This is a genomic window from Bradyrhizobium sp. 44, from assembly GCF_023073095.1.
In the GTDB taxonomy this organism is placed as follows: Bacteria; Pseudomonadota; Alphaproteobacteria; order Rhizobiales; family Xanthobacteraceae; genus Bradyrhizobium.
In genome coordinates, this window is sequence record NZ_JADPIY010000008.1 from 367,426 (window position 1) to 381,093 (window position 13,668).

General features: G+C 64.5%; 12 protein-coding genes. 3 read left to right on the top strand and 9 right to left on the bottom strand.

The window, feature by feature from the left end:
• Positions 1–47: 47 nt before the first annotated feature.
• Positions 48–554, bottom strand: coding sequence for a MarR family winged helix-turn-helix transcriptional regulator (locus IVB41_RS03680; protein ID WP_247426831.1), 507 nt, complete (start codon positions 552–554; stop codon positions 48–50).
• 83 nt (positions 555–637) lie between these two features.
• Here IVB41_RS03680 and IVB41_RS03685 point away from each other — a divergent pair, with 83 nt between their 5' ends.
• Entirely contained in the window at positions 638–1,858 is a 1,221-nt protein-coding gene (locus IVB41_RS03685; protein ID WP_247426834.1) for a cytochrome P450, read from the top strand.
• A 43-nt stretch (positions 1,859–1,901) separates the two neighbouring features.
• Complete coding sequence (locus IVB41_RS03690; RefSeq protein ID WP_247426837.1) at positions 1,902–3,113, top strand: ABC transporter substrate-binding protein; 1,212 nt, start codon at positions 1,902–1,904, stop codon at positions 3,111–3,113.
• A gap of 61 nt (positions 3,114–3,174) precedes the next feature.
• Here the strand turns inward: IVB41_RS03690 and IVB41_RS03695 are convergent, their stop codons facing one another.
• Positions 3,175–4,437: an NAD(P)/FAD-dependent oxidoreductase gene (locus IVB41_RS03695; protein WP_247426840.1), complete on the bottom strand. Its 1,263-nt coding sequence runs from the start codon at positions 4,435–4,437 to the stop codon at positions 3,175–3,177.
• A gap of 297 nt (positions 4,438–4,734) precedes the next feature.
• On the opposite strand from IVB41_RS03695, the gene IVB41_RS03700 reads away from it, so the two are divergent.
• Positions 4,735–5,907 (top strand): ABC transporter substrate-binding protein, encoded by a 1,173-nt coding sequence (locus IVB41_RS03700; protein WP_027514457.1) that lies wholly within the window; start codon positions 4,735–4,737, stop codon positions 5,905–5,907.
• 207 nt (positions 5,908–6,114) lie between these two features.
• Here IVB41_RS03700 and IVB41_RS03705 read toward each other — a convergent pair whose 3' ends face one another.
• From IVB41_RS03705 to IVB41_RS03735, 7 genes are all read right to left on the bottom strand, one after another.
• On the bottom strand, positions 6,115–7,986 hold the full coding sequence (locus tag IVB41_RS03705; RefSeq protein WP_247426843.1) for a bifunctional sugar phosphate isomerase/epimerase/4-hydroxyphenylpyruvate dioxygenase family protein: 1,872 nt from the start codon (positions 7,984–7,986) through the stop codon (positions 6,115–6,117).
• Complete coding sequence (locus IVB41_RS03710; protein ID WP_247426848.1) at positions 7,983–8,720, bottom strand: ABC transporter ATP-binding protein; 738 nt, start codon at positions 8,718–8,720, stop codon at positions 7,983–7,985. The genes IVB41_RS03705 and IVB41_RS03710 overlap by 4 nt, the downstream gene beginning before the upstream one ends.
• Positions 8,721–8,730: 10 nt before the next feature.
• Positions 8,731–9,474: an ABC transporter ATP-binding protein gene (locus IVB41_RS03715; RefSeq protein ID WP_247426851.1), complete on the bottom strand. Its 744-nt coding sequence runs from the start codon at positions 9,472–9,474 to the stop codon at positions 8,731–8,733.
• Positions 9,471–10,469, bottom strand: coding sequence for a branched-chain amino acid ABC transporter permease (locus IVB41_RS03720; protein WP_247426854.1), 999 nt, complete (start codon positions 10,467–10,469; stop codon positions 9,471–9,473). The genes IVB41_RS03715 and IVB41_RS03720 overlap by 4 nt, the downstream gene beginning before the upstream one ends.
• Positions 10,466–11,341, bottom strand: coding sequence for a branched-chain amino acid ABC transporter permease (locus IVB41_RS03725; RefSeq protein WP_027565921.1), 876 nt, complete (start codon positions 11,339–11,341; stop codon positions 10,466–10,468). Before IVB41_RS03725 ends, IVB41_RS03720 begins: the two co-directional genes overlap by 4 nt.
• A 124-nt stretch (positions 11,342–11,465) precedes the next feature.
• Positions 11,466–12,596, bottom strand: a complete 1,131-nt coding sequence (locus IVB41_RS03730; protein ID WP_247426857.1) for an ABC transporter substrate-binding protein — start codon at positions 12,594–12,596, stop codon at positions 11,466–11,468.
• 57 nt (positions 12,597–12,653) lie between these two features.
• The gene (locus IVB41_RS03735) at positions 12,654–13,532 is read right to left on the bottom strand and encodes a shikimate dehydrogenase (protein ID WP_247426861.1); all 879 of its coding nucleotides are present in this window, start codon (positions 13,530–13,532) and stop codon (positions 12,654–12,656) included.
• Positions 13,533–13,668: the final 136 nt, after the last annotated feature.

The following is a 13,668-nucleotide window of genomic DNA, read 5'->3' on the forward strand; positions in this document are numbered from 1 at the left end:
GGCGCATGCCTGGACATGAGAGAGGTCCGCGTACCGCGCGTGCTCCGTCAGGTCTCAGTGCTGCCGGTCACCGCGCCGAGATTTTCGTGCAGGCGGCGCAACAGCTCGATCAGCACCTCGCGCTCGTCCTTGTCCAGGCAGGACAACAGGCGCCGTTCGCGCTCGAATGCCGCGACGATCACCTTGTCATGGGTGGTGCGGCCCTTCGCCGTCAGCGCGATCGAATGGGTGCGCCCGTCCTTGGGATCGGTGCGGATCGACACCAGCCCGCGCTTTTCCAGGCCGGCCAGCGTCCGGCTCACCGGGCCCTTGTCGAAACCGATGACGTGGCAGATGCGCGAGGCGGGAATGCCGGGCTCGATCGCCAGCAGCGACATGATCCGCCATTCCGTGACGTTGACGCCGAACTCCCGCTGATAGAACGCGGTGGCGCTGTTCGAGAGCTTGTTGGCGATGAAGGTGATGAACGCGGGGACGTAGCGGTCGAGATCGAGCGTCGGTCCCGTCTCGGTGGACGCAGGTTTTTGGCGGGCTCTGGTCGAAGACGGCGGCATGTCGGGATTCTGTCTCGCGGCGTGTCTGGAGACCTAAAGGTAAGCGCGGCCCTTTCACAAGATCAAAATGAGGGAGGACTTCCATGAGCACTTCCAGCTCCCCGGAAATCAACGGTTCGTCGGCCGTCCCGCATCTCGACGTCGATCCCTTCGACATGGATTTTTTCGCCGACCCCTATCCCACGCATGAGCTGCTGCGAGAGGCGGGACCGGTCGTCTATCTCGACAAGTGGAACGTCTATGGCGTGGCGCGCTATGCCGAAGTCCATGCCGTGCTGAACGATCCCGCGACCTTCTGCTCGAGCCGCGGCGTCGGCCTGTCCGACTTCAAGAAGGAGACGCCGTGGCGCCCGCCGAGCCTGATCCTCGAAGCCGATCCACCCGCGCACGCCCGCACCCGCGCCGTGCTCTCGAAGGTGCTGTCGCCGACGGTGATGAAGGGGCTCCGCGACCGCTTTGCCGCGGCAGCGGAAGAGCGTGTGGACGCTTTGCTGGAGAAGCGCAGCTTCGATGCTATCACGGACCTCGCCGAAGCCTATCCGCTGTCGATCTTCCCGGATGCGCTCGGGCTGAAGCCTGAAGGACGCGAGAATCTCATTCCCTATGCGAGCGTGGTGTTCAACGCCTTCGGCCCGCCGAACCAGTTGCGCAACGAGGCGATCGCGCGCTCGGCGCCGCACCAGGCCTATGTTACCGAGCAGTGCCAGCGGGACAACCTCACGCCCGGCGGCATCGGCGCCTGCATCCACGCTCATGTCGACGAGGGTGCCATCACCGCGACCGAAGCGCCGCTGCTGGTGCGTTCGCTGCTGTCGGCGGGCCTCGACACCACCGTCAACGGCATCGGTGCAGCGGTCTACTGTCTCGCGCGCTTCCCGGAGCAGTGGCAGCGCTTGCGCGGCGATTTCACGCTGGCGCGCAACGCTTTCGAGGAGGCCGTCCGTTTTGAAAGTCCGGTGCAGACCTTCTTTCGCACGACAACGCGCGAGGTCGATCTGTCAGGCGCGACCATCGGTGAGGGCGAGAAGGTGTTGATGTTCCTGGCGGCTGCCAATCGCGATCCGCGGCGCTGGGACAAGCCGGACAGCTACGACGTCACCCGCCGCACGTCGGGCCATGTCGGCTATGGCTCAGGTATTCACATGTGCGTCGGTCAGCTGGTCGCGCGGCTCGAAGGCGAGACAATGCTCGCGGCTCTGGCCCGCCGGATCGCGAAGATCGAGATCACGGGCGAGCCACAGCGCCGTTTCAACAACACGCTGCGCGGGCTCGACAGCCTGCCTGTAACCATCACGCCGGGCTGACGCTGCCGGCATCGGAATAATCAATACGACAGGGGAGGGACCAATGAAGAACTTGAAGTGGACGCTTGCGCTGGCCGCGAGCCTGATTGGCGGCGCGGCAAATGCCGAGATCTCCGAAAATGTCGTGCGCGTCGGCGTGCTCAACGACATCTCCGGCATCTTCCAGGATACCAACGGCATGGGCTCGGTCGAGGCCGCGCGGATGGCCGCTGAGGACTTCAACGGCGGCGGCAAAGGCATCAAGGTCGACATCGTCTACGCCGATCACCAGAACAAGGCCGATGTCGGCAACGCCATCGCGCGCAAATGGCTCGATGTCGAGGGCGTCGACGCCATTGTCGACGTGCCGAATTCGGCGGTCGGCCTCTCTATCAACACGCTGCTGCGCGGCAGCCGCATGACGTTTCTCGCATCATCTACCGCGAGCTCCGATCTCACCGGCAAGGCCTGCTCGCCCAACACCATCCAGTGGGTCAACGACGCCTGGGCGACCGGCAACACCACGGCGGCCGCGATGATGTCGCGCGGCGGCAAGGACTGGTATTTCCTCACGGTCGATTACGCGCTCGGCAAGGGCATCGAGGCGGAAGCCCAGAAATACATCGAGGCGCATGGCGGCAAGGTGTTGGGCTCCAGCAAGCATCCGCTCGGCACGTCCGACTTCGCGTCGTTCCTGTTGCAGGCGCAGGGCTCCAAGGCCCAGGTGATCGGGCTCGCCAATGCCGGCGGCGACACCATCAACGCGGTGAAGCAGGCGGCCGAGTTCGGGATCCAGCAGGGCGGACAAAAGCTCGTCGCCTTCCTGCTCTTCATCAACGACGTCCACGGCATGGGCATCAAGGTCGCGCAAGGGCTTCAGCTCATGGAGGCCTTCTACTGGGACATGAACGACGATACCCGCGCCTTCGCCAAGCGGTTCGCGGCGCGGCCCGGCATGAACGGCAAGATGCCGAGCGGCAACCAGGCCGGGGTCTATGCCTCCACGCTCGCTTATCTCAACGCGGTCGCCGCCACCGGCAGCGACAATGCCAAGGATGCCGTGCCTGAGATGAAGAAGTTCAAGGGCAAGGACAAGCTGTTCGGCGACACCACGATTCGCCAGGACGGTCGCGTCGTGCATCCGATGTATTTGTTCGAGGTGAAGAAACCGGAGGAGTCGAAATATCCGTACGATTATTACAATCTGGTTTCGACGATCTCTGCGGAGCAGGCGTTCCGCCCGCTGGCGGAAGGCGGCTGTGAGCTGGTGAAATAGGGGCGGCGAGCGCGCCTCACTTAACCTCTCCCCGTAAGAACGGGGAGAGGGAGAAGAAGCCCTACACCACCTTGCTGCTTCCCTGCGTGATCAGCCGGGCGGCGCGCTGGTCGCGGGCGTAGATCCAGAGCCAGCTCAGGGCGACGCTGAGGCGGTGGCGCAAGCCGATCAGGAAGTAGATGTGGGCAATGCCCCAGATCCACCACGCGATGGTGCCGCGCAGCTTGATGCGGCCGAAGTCGATCACCGCGAGCCGCTTGCCGATCTGCGCGAGGCTGCCGGAGTGCTTGTAGCGGAACGGGCCGGTCGGCTCTTTGCGCAGCCGGGCCTTGATGGTCTCGGCCACGTGACGGCCCTGCTGCTTGGCGGCGGGCGCGATGCCGGGCACGGGCTTGCCGTCCCAGGCGTTGATCAAAACGGTATCGCCGATCGCAAAGATTTCGGGATGACCGGGGATCGTAAGATCGTCTTCGACCTGCACGCGCCCGGCACGATCGGCCGGTGCGCCCAGCCACTCGGCCGCGGGCGAGGCGCGCACGCCGGCGGCCCAGATTCGTGTCTTGGCTTCGAGCAGCTTGCCGCCGAACACCACGCCCTCGCGATTGATCTCGGTGACGGCCTGTCCGAGCACGACCTCGACACCGATTTTCTCCAGCGAGGCCTGCGCGTAGGCCGAAAGGTCATCGGGGAAGCCTGCGAGCACGCGCGGACCCGCCTCGATCAGCACCACGCGGGCCTTATGCGTGTCGATGTTGCGGAAGTCGGCTGGCAAGGTGTGGTGCGCCATCTCGGCGATGGTGCCGGCGAGCTCCACGCCGGTGGGGCCGGCGCCGACGATGACGAAAGTCAGCCGCGCCGCGCGCTTTTCCGGATCGGTCTCGCGCTCGGCGCGCTCGAACGCCACCAGGATGTGACGGCGCAGCGTCGTCGCGTCCTCCAGCGTCTTCAGGCCCGGCGCGAACTGCTCCCATTCGTCGTGGCCGAAATAGGCGTGCCGCGCACCGGTGGCGAGCACCAGCGTGTCGTAAGGCACCTCGCTGCCGTCGTCGATCAGCACGCAGCGCCTGTCGGCATCGACGCCGCTGACGGTCGCAAACAGCGTCGTCACATCACGCCGGTCGCGCATCAGGTGCCGGACCGGCCATGCGATCTCGCTGGTGGCGAGCGAGGCGGTCGCGACCTGGTAGAGCAGCGGTTGAAACAAATGATGGTTGCGGCGGTCGATCAGCGTGATCTCGACCGGGCTGCCGGCGAGCCGGTAGGTCGTCTCCAGCCCGCCGAAGCCGGCTCCGACGATGACGACGCGATGCGGTGTCGTGGTCATGATGCGCCCCTCCGAATCTCGCGGCTCTATCCTCATCTAAACGCTGATCGGGCGCCGCGGTCCAATAGCCGTCATCAATCGCTGGATAGGCCTGACGTATCGATATCCCGCGAAAAAGCGCCGCAGCCCTCGCCGAAGTGAGTAGAACTATATTTCTTGCCATTAACGATCGGGGCGAAATATGGTGCAGGGCGGGCGCTGAGCCATTGGCGGCGCGACAGATTTTGCGTTCAATAGAGATGACCCGGGGCGGCAATCACCCCGCTTCCGGGCATAATAATATGGAGGGGAGTGGTTATGAGGACGGCATTCTGGCTGGCGGGCGCAGCGGCGCTGGTGCTGGCAGGCCCGGCATCCGCCGGCGACACCATCAAGATCGGATTCGTTTCGACCTTCAGCGGCCCGACCGCCGTGATCGGCAACGACATGCGCAACTCGTTCGAGCTCGCGCTGGATCACATCGGCCGCAAGATGGACGGCAAGCCGGTCGAGGTGATTTACGAGGACGACGGACAGAAGCCCGACGTCGGCAAGCAGAAGACCGAGAAACTGGTGCAGTCCGACAAGGTCGACTTCATCGTCGGCTACATCTGGTCGAACGTGCTGCTGGCCTCGCTCAAGACCGCCGTGGATTCGCAGACCATCCTGATCTCGGCCAATGCCGGTCCGTCGCAGCTCGCCGGCGAGCTCTGCTCGCCTTATGTGTTCTCGACCTCCTGGCAGAACGACCAGACGCCGGCCGCCATGGGCCTCTACATGAACCAGAAGGGCGTCAAGAGCGTCTTCTTGATCGGCCCGAACTACGCCGCCGGCAAGGACATGCTCGCGGGCGTGAAGAGCACGTTCAAGGGCGAGGTCAAGGGCGAGGAATACACGGTCTGGCCGAGCCAGCTCGACTTCTCCGCCGAGCTCTCCAAGGCGCGCGCCTCGGGCGCCGAGTCGATCTTCGTGTTCTATCCGGGTGCAGCCGGCGTGCAGTTCCTCAACCAATATGCGCAGGCCGGGCTGAAGAGCACGATGCCGCTCTACACGGCGTTCACCGTCGACGAGCTGTCGCTGCCGCTGCAAAAGGAGAACGCGCTCGGCGTTCCCGGCGCGCAGGAATGGGTGAATGATCTGCCCAACGAGCAGAACAAGCGCTTCGTCGCCGACTATCGCAAGAAGTACCCCGGCCTGCGCCCGACCTATTATGGCGCGCAAGCCTATGACGCGGCCCAGCTCATCAACAGCGCGGTGGTCGCGGTGAAGGGCGACACCAGCAAGAAGGACGCGATGAAAGCCGAGATGGAGAAGGCCAACTTCAAGTCGCTACGCGGCCCCTTCAAGTACGGCAAGAACCACATCCCGGTGCAGAACTTCTATCTCCAGGACGTGGTCAAGGACGGCGAAGGCCAGCTCTCGCTGAAGACGGTCGCGACCATCGTTGAAAACGACCAGGATCGCTTCCACGACAAATGCGCGATGAAGTGAGTCCGGGCGAGCTCTCTCTCCTCCCTCGCCCCGTTCTTACGGGGAGAGGGTTGGGGTGAGGGCTGCCTCTGCGGGCAGCCCTGTCGCCGCACTCTCATGCTCCCTCCACGTCATTGCGAGCGCAGCGAAGCAATCCAGAATCTTTCCGTGGAAAGACTCTGGATTGCTTCGTCGCTTCGCTCCTCGCAATGACGGCCTCGGTAGAGACTACACCCGCGGCATACTCACAGGCCGCACCTCGCGCGCTTGCGCCGCGAGCCTGATCCCGGCATTGGCCGCGCCGAAGCCGTGGTAGTCCCGTCGCTCCACGATCTCGAAGAAGAAACGCTCGTCGAAGATGTGGGTGTAGACCTGAAAGAACTCCCCGTCGCCTTCGCGGTCGTAGAGAATGTGGTTGGCGCGCAGCTGCGCCATCAGCTCGGGCGCGAGGTCGTATTTGGCTTCGATGTCGTCGTAGTAATTATCCGGGATATCCAAAAAATCCGCGCCGCGCTTGCGCATCTCCGCGACCGCCGCGAAAATGTCCCGGCACGTGAACGCGACGTGCTGCACGCCCGAGCCGAAAAACTCCGAGATGAAGCGGGCCGGCAGCGTGCGGTTGGCGGATGAGCCGTTGAGCACGAAGCGCAGGCTCTGGTCGCCGTTGACGACGGCCTGGCTTTGCACGAGGCCCCTGGGATCGGCGATCTCCATCTGCGGCAGCCGCTTGAGGTCGAGGATGCCGGTGTAGAACAGCAGCCATGACAGCATCTCGTCATAGGGCATCGACTGCGCGATGTGATCGACGGCCAGCAGGGCGTCCGCGCGAGCGTCGCTCGGGACTTGTTCGAAATCCGTGTCCCAGTTCTTGCCGGCTTGGTCGAGGAAATACAGCAGGCTGCCGCCGACGCCGTGGATTGCGGGAATCTCGAGCTCGCCCGGTCCGACAGGCTGGTAGAAGGTGCGCGCTTTCAGTGTTTCGGCGCGCTGCATGACGAGGCCGGCATTGTCGACGTCGAGCGCGATGGCGCAGACGCCGGGGCCGTGCGTCACGTAGTGCGAATGCGCAAAGCCGTCGGTCTCGGAGTTGACGACGAGCTCGACCTTGCCTTGCGACCAGCGCTCCACCGCCTTGCTGCGATGCTTGCCGGTTTTGCGGAAACCGAGCTGCGCGAGCAGGCGGGCGAGTTCGCCGGCCTTGGTCTCGTTGACGGCAAACTCGATGAAGCCCGTGCCGCGACTTCTGGGCTTCGGCGCCAAGGGCTCACTGATGAACTTTGGCCAATCCGGCGCAAGCTGGTCTTCCAGCAGGATCAGCGAACGCAGGCCGTCGACCGCGGTCTGCACGGCCGAGCCGGCGCGGAATTGGTCGTTGAAGATCTCCAGCGACAGCGGTCCGGCATAGCCGGTTGCCGCGATCGCCGCCATGAACTCGCCGACCGGCAGGTCGCCCTGGCCGGGAAAGGAGCGGAAGTGCCGGCTCCACGACAAGATGTCGAGCTCGAGCTTCGGCGCGTCCGCAAGCTGGACCAGGAAGATCTTGTCGCCGGGGATCGAGGCCATCGCGCGGACCGGAAAGCCGGGGGCCAGTGCGTGAAAGCTGTCGAGGATGACACCGATCGCGGGGTGATCGGCGCGCCGCACGATTTCCCATGCATCGCGGTAATCGTTGACGTGGCGTCCCCAAGCCAATGCCTCGTAGCCGACCCGCAAAGACCGTTTGGCCGCGCGCTCGCCAAGCTCGCGAAAATCATCCGCGGCGCGGTCGATGCCGCCGAGCGAGGCCGGCGACACGTTGGAGCAGATCAGCAGCAGGTCAGTGCCGAGCTCCTGCATCAGGTCGAACTTCCGCTCGGCGCGGGCAAAGTTGCGCGAACGCTGCGGCTCCGGCATGCCCTCGAAATCGCGGAACGGCTGAAACGCGCAGATCTCGAGATTGAGGTCCTTGCAGAGTTTTGCGATGTCGCGCGGGCCGGCGCCGAACGACAGCAGATCGTTCTCGAAAATCTCGACCGCGTCGAAGCCTGCAGACGCGATGGCGCGGAGCTTCTCGTCAAGGGCGCCGGAGAGAGAGATCGTTGCGATCGAGCGTTTACTCATGCTGCGTTGTCCTCCATCGCGCCGCCCAGGAACAATTGTCCGATGCGGGGATCATTCAATATGCGCTTCGCGCCGTCGATCATCCGGGTCTGGCCGAGCTCGAGCACGATGCCGATGTCGGATATCTCCAGCGCCGAGCGTGCGTTCTGCTCGATCATCAGAATGGTGACACCGCGGTCGCGCAGGCTCTTCAGGATGTCGAAAGTCTGCTGCACCATCAGCGGCGACAGGCCGATCGAGGGCTCGTCGATCAGCACGAGCTTCGGTTCGAGCAGCAGCGAGCGGGCGATTTCGAGCTGTTTCTGCTCGCCGCCGGACAGCGTGGAGGCCTGCTGCGTCGATTTCCGCCGCAGCGCCGGGAACAGGTCGAGCGCGGCCTCGATCCTGCTCCGCAGGTCGATGCCCTTGCCGGCGGAAACGCCGCCAAGCTCGATATTGTGGCGCACCGACAGTTCGGGAAAGATGTTGCGGCCCTGCGGCACGTAGCAGATGCCGGCCTTGAGCAGCGCGCGCTGGCCCAAATGGGTGACGTCGCGGCCGGCGAAGTTGATCTTGCCCTCGCGCAGCTTGAGCAGGCCGAAGATCGCCTTGAACACGGTGGACTTGCCGGCGCCGTTCGGGCCGATGATGGTGGTGATGGTGGCCTGCGGCACCGCGAAGGTGGTGCCGTTCAGGATCGTCATCTTGCCGTAGCCGCCGACGAGATTGTGAACCGAGAGGATCGGATCGCTCATGGCTGGTTCCTCAATGTCCTAGATAGGCTTCGATCACGGCGGGGTTCTTTCGGACCTCGTCGGGCCGTCCCATCGCCAGCACCTTGCCTTCCGCCATCACCATCACGCGCGAGCACAGCGACATCACGAATTCCATGTTGTGCTCGATCACGACGAAGGTGGCATTCTTCTCGCGGTTGATCGCGACCAGGCGGTCCTTCAGGTCAGCGAGCATCGACGGGTTGACGCCGCCGGCGGGCTCATCGAGCAGCACCAGCCGCGGTCCGCCCATGAAGGCCATGGCGGCGTCGAGCAGTTTTTGCTGGCCATAGGAGAGCCCGCCGGCCGGCTCGTCGGCGAGATGATCGAGCTTGAAAAATCCGATCATCTGGTTGGCGGCCTCCGTCAGTCCGGCATCGGAGCGGCCGACCAGGCGCGAGGCCATGCTGCCCTGGTGCTCCTGTCCCGCGAGGATCAGGTTCTCGCGCACCGAGAGTTTTGGGAACACCTGCAGGAGCTGGAAGGTGCGGCTGACCCCGAGCTTGTTGAGCTCGGCGGGGCGCAAGCCCGTGACGACCTTGCCGTCGAGCTTGACCTCGCCGGCGCTCGGCGTGAGCTGGCCGAGGATGCAGTTGAACAGGGTCGACTTGCCGCAGCCGTTCGGCCCGATCAGGCCGAGGATCTCGCCTTCGCGGACGTCGAAAGAGACGCCGCTGACGGCGCTGATGCCGCCAAAGTTCTTCTTGATGTCGGTGACTTCGAGGACCGCGCTCATTGCACCGTCTCCAGCCGGGACTTTGCGGCGGCGCGCTGGGCGGAGGCCACCTTGGTACGGCGTTCGGCGAGATAGCGGGCGAGGATTCCCAAGATTCCGGTCGGCGACCAGATCAGCAGCCCCATCACCGCGATCGCGTAGAGCATCAGATAATAGCCCTCGGTGAAGCGCAGCCATTCCGGCAACAGCACGGCGATCATCGCGCCGAGGAACGGACCGAGGAAGAAGCCGGCACCGCCGACGATCACCATCATCAGCAGGTCGAGCGAGAGCGACAGGTTGAACGGCACGGGATCGATATATTGCGTCAGCGGCGCATAGAGCGCGCCGGCGACGCCGCCGAGCGCGGAGCCGATCGCGAACGCCATCAGCGTATAGCGTCGCGTGTCGACGCCCAGCGACTGCGCCCGCAGCGGGTTTTCGCGCAGCGCCATGAAGGCGCGGCCCCAGGGCGAGCGGATCAGCCACCACACCGCGAGCGACACGATCGCGAGCGAGCCGAGGCAGACATAATAGAACGGCAGCGGCTTGTTGGTCGCGATGCCGAAGATGTGCGGCCGCGGAATGTTGGAGATGCCGTAGATGCCGCCGGTGAGCCAGCTCTCGTTGCGAAACACCAGGAAGGCCAGCGTGGAGAAGGCGAGCGTGACGAAGGCCAGGTAATGGTGCTGCACCCGCAGCGCGGGATAGCCGAGCATCCAGCCGACCGCGAAGCTCAAGGCGATCGCAACGACGATCGCCGCCGGCAGCGGCCAGCCATGGGTGGTCATGATTGCCGCGGCGTAGGCGCCGATGCCGACGAAGGCGCCCTGTGCCAGCGAGACCTGGCCGGCATAACCGAGCGTGAGGTTGAGGCCCATTGCGGCGATGGCCATCACCGCCCATTGGCTCAGGATGAACAGGCCATAGCGGTTGAAGTTCATGGGGACGACGATCAGCGCAGCGATGACGATGAGGCCGAACGCGATCTTGAGAGGTTTGGCGAAGCCACTCATACGGTGCGCTCCTCGGCGCGACCGAGCAGGCCCTGCGGCCGGAACAGGATGACGGCGATCAGGAAGATCATCGGCACGGCGGCGCGGTACTGCGTCGAGACATAAGCAGCCGCGAGATTGTCGAGCACGCCGATCAGGAGACCGCCTGCGATCGCGCCGCGTACCTGGTTAAACCCGCCGACGATCGCGGCGATGAAGGCAGCCTGGCCCAGCACCTCGCCGGACGTGAATTTCGCGAGATAGATCGGCGTGATCAACAGCGAGGCGAGAGCGACCAGGAACGCGTTGATCAGGAAGGTCAGGAGAATCATGCGTTCGACCGGAACGCCGATGATGCGCGCCACGGTCGGATTCTGCGCCGCCGCCTGCATCTGGTGGCCGAGCGAGGTGCGGTTGAGAAGCGCGGTCAAGCCGAAGACGGCAACGATAGCGAGGACGAGGACGCCGATGCTTTGCAGCGAGACGGCATGGCCGAGGATGGAGACGTCCCCGGTCGGCACGATCGAAGGGAAGGGTGAGGCTTCGGCGCTGAAGAACTGTTTTACGGCCTCCTTGAGGCCGATCGCGAGCGCCATGGTCGCGATCGCGAGCGGCAGCACGCCGTGACGCATCATCGGATCCACCAGCAGCATCTTGAAGGCGAGGCCGAGCAGGAGCATCGAGAGCAGGATGCCCAGGATGATCGCGAGCCAGAACGGCGCGCCGGCATGCATCGCCGCCAGCATCAGGAACGCCGGCAGCATCACGAACTCGCCTTGCGCGAAATTGATGGTCTGCGAGGTCTGCCACAGCAGCGTGAAGCCGACCGCGACCAGCGCATAGATCGCGCCGGTGGCAAGTCCCGCGACCAGAAGATCGAACAGATTGGACATTTTCCCCTCTCGGCGCGCTGTCTTCTCCCTCTCCCCACTCTCTTTCTTCTCCCTCTCCCCATTCTTACGGAGAGAGGGAGACGAAAGATCTCGCTCCGCAAGAGGCGGGCGAAGGGCAAAGACCTCACTTCACCTTCGGCAGCACCTGTTTCACGACCTGCTTGCCTTCGACCACTTCGACCAGAAAGCTCTGGCGATCGATGTCACCGGTGTCGCTGAAGGTGGCGTCCATCAAGATGCCCGGCTCGTCCGCGGCCTTGATGGTCAGGCCGTGCAGCGTGTCGGCGAATGCCTTGGAATCGACCTTGCCCATCTTGTCGGTGGCGGCCTTCACCATGTAGACCGCGAGATAGCCTTTCAGGCCGTTATGGTCGGGCACGTAATTGTACTTCTTCGCGAACTTGTCGCGAAACGCCTTGATCAGGTCGACCGGCGCATCGGTGGTGAGGCCGACATGGCCGCGCGCGCCGTTGGCGGCATCGCCCGCAAGTTCGATCACCTTCTGGCCGATCAGCGTGGTCTCGCCCATCAGCGGCGCGGTGACGCCCTGGCGCTTCAGCTCCTTGAGGATGCGCGCGCTCTCTTCCTCGTTCAAATAGACGAACACGGCGTCGGGATTGGCGGCCTTGATCTTGCCGACGTCGGCGGCGAAATCGGCCTGGCCCGCCTCGGTGGAGAGATCGGCGACGACCTTGGAGCCGAGCCGGTCGAGCTCCTTGACGACGACATCGCGACCGCCACGGCCAAAGTCATTGTTGACCCAGACGACGGCGACCGACTTCGCCTTCATGTCGTCGTGAATGTATTTGGCCACTTTCGGCATCGACGATTGCTGGCCGAACGAGGTGCGGAACAGGAATTTGTTTCCGCCTTGCGTCAGCTCGGCGGCTTCGCCGCCCATGATCTGCGCGATGCCGGCCTCGGCCGCCAGCGGTGCCGTCACCTTCACGGAGCCGGAATAGCCGGGTCCGAGCAGCACATAGGGCTCGGCGTCGAGCGCCTTTTGTACCTGCGCGCGCGCGACGCCCGGGTTGGATTGCGAGTCCGCATGAGTGACTTCGAGCTTGCGGCCGAGCACGCCGCCCTTGGCGTTGATCTCCTCGATCGCGAGGTCGATGCCGTTCTTCCAGTTGGTGCCGACGGTGGCGCCGCCGCCGGACAGCTCGGCGACGTCGGCGAGCTTGATCGCCTGGGCGTGGACACCGGTTGCGGTCGCGAATGCAAGCAGGGCGCCTGCCAGAATGGTCGATTTCATGGTCTATCCTCCGATTTCTTTTGATGTTACGCGCGGCCTTGTGTCCGGCCGCTTCGGTTACGCTGCGTGATAGGCCGGGCTTCGTGCCGCCATCACCTCGTCGAATGCCTCTCCCATGATCTCGGTGGATGGGGCAAGGCCAGTGAACAGTTCGAAAGCGTCGGCGGCCTGGTAGATCGCAAGCTCCCGGCCGGTCATGATCCGCGCCCCCTTGGCTTGGGCAGCCGCTAGCAGCGGCGTGATCAGCGGCGAATAGACGGCGTCGGCGACCCACAGGTTTTGACGCAACAGCGTCGGCGCGACCGGCGTTTCCCGGTTCGGCAGCATGCCGACCGGCGTGCCGTTGACGAGGCCCGTTGCGCCATCGAGCGCGTCCTCGACGCTCGCGGCGACCCTGGCGCCACCCTGCTTGACGAGCAGTGCGGCGAGTTTTTCGGCGCGTGCCGGCTCGCTGTCGAAGATGCGGATGTCGGCCACGTCAAGGCTCGCCAGCGCAAAGGCGATCGCCTTGCCGACGCCGCCGGTGCCGATCACAGCGACCGCGTTTCCAGAGGCCGCCAGCAGCGGCGCGACGGCGCGCGCAAAGCCCGTCGTGTCGGTGTTGTGGCCGATCAGCCGGCCGTTGCTGGCGACGACGGTGTTGACCGCCCCCATCGCGGCCGCAGCCGGTGCCAGTTCATCGAGCAGCGGGACCACTGCCTCCTTGTAGGGAAAGGTGACGTTGACGCCGGCAAAGCCGAGCCGCCGCACGCCTTCCAGCATCAGCCGGAGCCCGGCCGCATCGGCGCCGGCCACTTCGATGAGCTGATAATGTCCGCGCAGGCCAAGCCCCTCCGCGGCGCGCTCATGCATGGCAGGGGAGGCGGAATGCGCGATGGGTGCGCCGATCAGGCCGGTCAGGAGTTTTTTGGATGCGGCAGGTCCGCGCTTTGACATGGTTCGCTATCGTCTCGTTGGGAGCGTTTGGTCCCGGCCATTAGCGGGGAAATCCGCCCAATTCCAAGGGGCTTCCAACAGGGACGATAGCCTTTCCTCGGCCTAACACAATTACCCTTTTGTGCTGTAAACCTAA